The following is a 4,455-nucleotide window of genomic DNA, read 5'->3' on the forward strand; positions in this document are numbered from 1 at the left end:
AGCTCAGCATCCCTATAAAACTCAAATCTTGGACTTCCATTCCTGCAAAACCCAATGGGCAACTCGTTCACTCTATTTTGAGGGACAGAAGCGAAATCAATTCTGTATCCTACACTACCGTTTGAATTTGGAATTGCTGAATGGCAGCCCTAGAAAAGGCCCTAGAAAAAGAAGCGGAAAACTTGATCGCCACCGTGATTAAATTAGCCATATCTCAGTGACAACGGCAAGAGCCTGACATCAACCCCATGGACGACAATTAAGAATGACAACCTAAAATCTTTTCGCTAATTTTGCCATAGACTGCACCCTTTGCTTCTAAAATGGGCTATTGCGGCTAGACCCGAATATTGGTCTAGCATTTGCCCGTAGACTGAAAAAAGCACGTTATAAAGATTATGGCCAAAGTTCTGGTATCCGATTCGATCGATCCGGTAGGAGTAGAAATTCTGTCACAGGTTGCCCAAGTGGACGTGAAAACAGGACTATCCGCCGAGGAAATCATTCAAATTATCCCCGAATACGACGCACTGATGCTCCGTTCCAGTACCCGCGTCACCAAAGAAATCGTCGAAGCGGGCAGCAAACTGCAAATTATCGGCCGCGCGGGGGTAGGAGTCGATAATATCGATGTTCCTGCGGCCACTCGTCAGGGTATTATTGTCGTTAACTCTCCCGAAGGTAACACGATCGCCGCTGCCGAACACGCCTTGGCCATGATGTTATCCCTCTCCCGTCATATTCCCGATGCCAATCAGTCGGTAAAAGCGAATAAATGGGAAAGAAATCGCTTTATCGGCACAGAAGTTTATAAAAAGAACCTAGGAGTCGTCGGTTTAGGTAAAATTGGTTCCCACGTCGCCGCCGTTGCTAGATCTCTAGGCATGAAAATTCTCGCCTACGATCCCTTTATTTCCAAAGAACGCGCCGATCAACTCGGTTGCACCTTGGTGGATCTAGAATTACTCTTTGCTGAGTCCGATTTTATCACCCTCCACGTCCCGAAAACTCCCGAAACCCAGCATCTCATCGGTCGGGAAACCATCGCTAAGATGAAACCAACGGTCCGCATCATTAACTGTTCCAGAGGCGGCATTATCGACGAGTTGGCTTTAATTGAAGCCCTCGAATCCGGTAGAATCGCCGGGGCAGCCTTGGATGTATTTGAACAGGAACCTTTAGGCGAATCTAGATTAAGAGAATTGTCTAACGTCATTCTCACTCCCCACCTAGGCGCATCGACTACGGAAGCACAGGTGGGTGTGGCTGTTGATGTGGCCGAACAAATTCGCGATGTCCTCCTCGGTTTGCCAGCGCGTTCGGCCGTTAATATCCCCGGACTAACTCCCGATGTTATGGAAAAACTGCGCCCTTACCTGCAATTAGCGGAAACTATGGGTAATCTCGTCAGTCAGTTGGCAGGAGGTCGCTGTGACTCGTTAAATGTCCGTTTACAGGGAGAATTGGCCACTAAAGACAGTCAACCTCTGGTGGTGGCGGCAATTAAGGGTTTACTTTCCCAAGCCCTCCGGGAACGGGTAAACTATGTTAATGCGGCGATCGAAGCTAAGGAACGCGGTATCCGGGTAATCGAAACCCGGGATGCTTCCACCCGGGACTATTCGGGATCGATTCATTTGGAAGCCAATGGTTCCATGGGGACCCATTCCGTCACCGGAGCGCTGTTAAGTAACGGAGAAATCCGCATTACTGACCTCGATGAGTTCCCAATTAACGTGCCACCGAGTAATCATATGCTATTCACCCTTCACCAGGATATGCCCGGTATTATCGGCAAAATTGGCGCACTTTTAGGCAGTTTTAATGTCAATATCGCCAGTATGCAGGTAGGACGCAAAATTATTCGCGGTGACGCAGTTATGGCCCTGAGTCTCGATGATCCTCTACCAGAAGGTCTTCTCTCGGAAATTACTAAAGTCCCCGGTATCCGCGATGCTTACACAGTAAAACTCTAGATTAAATCAGTTATCAGCTTCTGAAGGCAAGAGGCAACCCCCCACCCCCCCTAGGGTTGATTCAAGGTAGGGTTGATTCATGAATCAACCCTACTACCGACATCGGGGGGGTCGGGGGGCAAGGGGGGCTAATCTAAGAATAAGCGGTTTAAATGCGTCTTAGCTTCATCAGTAATCAGTGAAAAGAAAGCTCCGCACTTGCCACTTAAGTAGGGAGGTACAATTATTTGTAGGATGGGTTAGCGGTAGCGTAACCCATGCGGGCGTTGGGTTTCATGCTTCAACCCAACCTACGTTCATCTTATATTTAATTCCACCCACCTACTTAATACTGTTGACTGAAAACTCAAATCTGATAACTGATCACTGATCACTGATATATGTCTAATAGTTGGTGGGAAATTACGGTTTTGTGCGAACCTAGTCTCGAAGAAACGGTTTTCTGGAGACTGGAAAATTTTGGCTGTTCGGGAACGGCCACTGCTAAAAAACAATCCTCTTTAGAGGTTAAGGCCTATATACCAGAAATTAAAGCGCAATTGCCCGATTTAGAGGCACTAAGCCTCTGCTTAAAGGAAGATGCTTTGATTTTAGGTTTTCCCGAACCTGTCAGCCATTGGCAGTTAATGGACGAGGAAGACTGGGCCAGCAGTTGGAAACAACATTGGCAAATTAGCGAGATCGGCGATCGCTTTTTGATCTGTCCTGCTTGGTTAAATCCCCCCGAAAATAACCAGAGATTGGTGATTAAAATTGACCCCGGTTCCGCTTTTGGCACGGGAACGCATCCAACCACGCAATTATGTCTAGAATCCCTAGAAATGCGTTTAAGTAGCCATCCAGAGAATAAAATTATCGCCGATATCGGTTGTGGTTCCGGCATACTGGCGATCGGGGCGATTTTATTAGGAGCGAAAAAAGTTTATGCTGTCGATATAGATCCCCTGGCGGTGAGTGCGACAGGCAGTAATCGCCATCTCAACGGGATTAACCCCGAAAATTTAGCTATTAATCAGGGTAGTGTCGAGGAGTTGTTAGAATTAATTCCCGATGGTGTTGATGGCATCGTTTGTAATATTTTAGCCGAGACAATTATCGCTTTAATGCCCGCAATCACCCGTCTGGCAAAACCCACCACTTGGGGAATTTTAAGCGGCATCCTCGTCACCCAAGCACAAGCGGTTACAGATATTTTAGAACCCCAAGGCTGGACAGTGGCTGCCCTATGGAAACGTCAAGAATGGTGTGGTCTTCAAATTCGTCGCACCGTGGATTAGTATCGGGTTTGCGGCAAAAAGTTTTTCGTGGGGGTAGGGTGTGGGGTGTGGGGTTTTACCCATTTTGGCGAGCGGGGAGCAGCACAACCGGGGGAATACCGACCCCTGATTTCTGAACGAGTACGGAGGGAGTCGAACCCCCGACACCCAGGACCGGAACCTGGTGCTCTATCCTCTGAGCTACGTACCCACAATAAAATACTATTACATTATACCACTAGCCGACGCAGTAGAGCAGAAATTTCCATGACTAGCGATCGCCCTTTAAAACTACTAATCAGTAACGATGACGGCATTTCCGCTCTAGGAGTCCGCACCCTCGCTAACACCCTCGCTACTGCGGGCCATCAAGTCATCGTAGTTTGTCCAGACGGCGAGCGCTCTGCTACCGGTCATGGCTTAACCCTACACCATCCCATCCGGGCCGAACAGGTGGAAGGAATTTTTCACCCCGATGTGATTGCTTGGTCCTGCTCGGGAACTCCCGCCGATTCGGTGAAATTTGCCCTTAGTGCCGTCCTCAAAGAGCGTCCCGATTTAGTTTTAGCCGGCATTAACCACGGGTCTAATCTCGGCACCGATATCCTCTATTCTGGCACGGTTTCCGCGGCCATGGAGGGCTTAATCGAAGGTATTCCCAGTATTGCTGTTAGTCTGGCTAGTTTTAAAGCCTGTGATTTCCAACCGGCCGCCGATTTTGCCCTCACTTTAGTCAGGAAAGTTGCCCTTAACCCTTTTTCTATTCCCACTTTACTCAATGTGAACGTCCCTCCGGTTAGTAGTGCCGAAATCAAGGGGGTGAAAATCACTAGGCAGGGATTGCGACGCTACGAGGAAACCTTCGAGAAAAGACTGGATCCTAGGGGTAAAAGTTATTACTGGTTAATTGGGGAAGTGGTGGAAGATATCGAACAACCGGACTACAGCCATTTACCCCCGCAAGTGCCTACGGATGTGCGCGCTATTGGCGAGAATTTTATCACCATCACGCCCCTACAATACAATTTAACTGATGTGCAGGGTTTTCAACATTTGTACGGAAATTCTTGGTTTGATTGAGGATCATCGGAAATTTTGGGTCTGAAACCCCGCCGTTCTAGGTTGGCTTTACGTTAGAATTAAAAGGCCAGTCTCGAAAACCAAGTGGACGGCGCAGCACCTTGAAAACTCGGCTTAGGGGGTTCCGACCAGAAAAGCTTGGC

The 4,455-nt window shown here is 48.3% G+C and carries 4 protein-coding genes and 1 tRNA gene; 4 read left to right on the forward strand and 1 reads right to left on the reverse strand.

The genetic code is table 11. The features are described 5' to 3' along the window. The 3 genes from PX482_RS16290 to prmA form a co-directional block, all read left to right on the forward strand. Positions 1–202: hypothetical protein (locus tag PX482_RS16290; RefSeq protein ID WP_288122686.1), on the forward strand; the 202-nt coding region annotated here is incomplete at its 5' end. Positions 203–398: 196 nt separating this feature from the next. After that, positions 399–1,976: a phosphoglycerate dehydrogenase gene (gene serA / locus PX482_RS16295; RefSeq protein WP_002763312.1), complete on the forward strand. Its 1,578-nt coding sequence runs from the start codon at positions 399–401 to the stop codon at positions 1,974–1,976. 380 nt (positions 1,977–2,356) lie between these two features. Further along, complete coding sequence (gene prmA / locus PX482_RS16300) at positions 2,357–3,253, forward strand: 50S ribosomal protein L11 methyltransferase (RefSeq protein ID WP_002763313.1); 897 nt, start codon at positions 2,357–2,359, stop codon at positions 3,251–3,253. A 117-nt stretch (positions 3,254–3,370) separates the two neighbouring features. On the opposite strand, the gene PX482_RS16305 is transcribed toward prmA, so the two are convergent. After that, a tRNA-Arg gene (locus tag PX482_RS16305) sits at positions 3,371–3,443 on the reverse strand. Between the two features lie 56 nt (positions 3,444–3,499). On the opposite strand from PX482_RS16305, the gene surE reads away from it, so the two are divergent. Further along, a complete protein-coding gene (gene surE / locus PX482_RS16310) occupies positions 3,500–4,312 on the forward strand; it encodes a 5'/3'-nucleotidase SurE (RefSeq protein ID WP_043995738.1) in 813 nt (270 codons plus the stop codon). The last annotated feature ends 143 nt before the right edge of the window (positions 4,313–4,455 follow it).

It is taken from the genome of Microcystis sp. M53602_WE12, assembly GCF_030065455.1.
In the GTDB taxonomy this organism is placed as follows: Bacteria; Cyanobacteriota; Cyanobacteriia; order Cyanobacteriales; family Microcystaceae; genus Microcystis; species Microcystis aeruginosa.

What these genes read in the sequence shown, in the direction of transcription:
- serA (WP_002763312.1), top strand. Translation starts at nt 399, where the DNA reads ATGGCCAAAGTTCTGGTATCCGATTCGATCGATCCGGTAGGAGTAGAA.
- prmA (WP_002763313.1), top strand. Translation starts at nt 2,357, where the DNA reads ATGTCTAATAGTTGGTGGGAAATTACGGTTTTGTGCGAACCTAGTCTC.
- surE (WP_043995738.1), top strand. Translation starts at nt 3,500, where the DNA reads ATGACTAGCGATCGCCCTTTAAAACTACTAATCAGTAACGATGACGGC.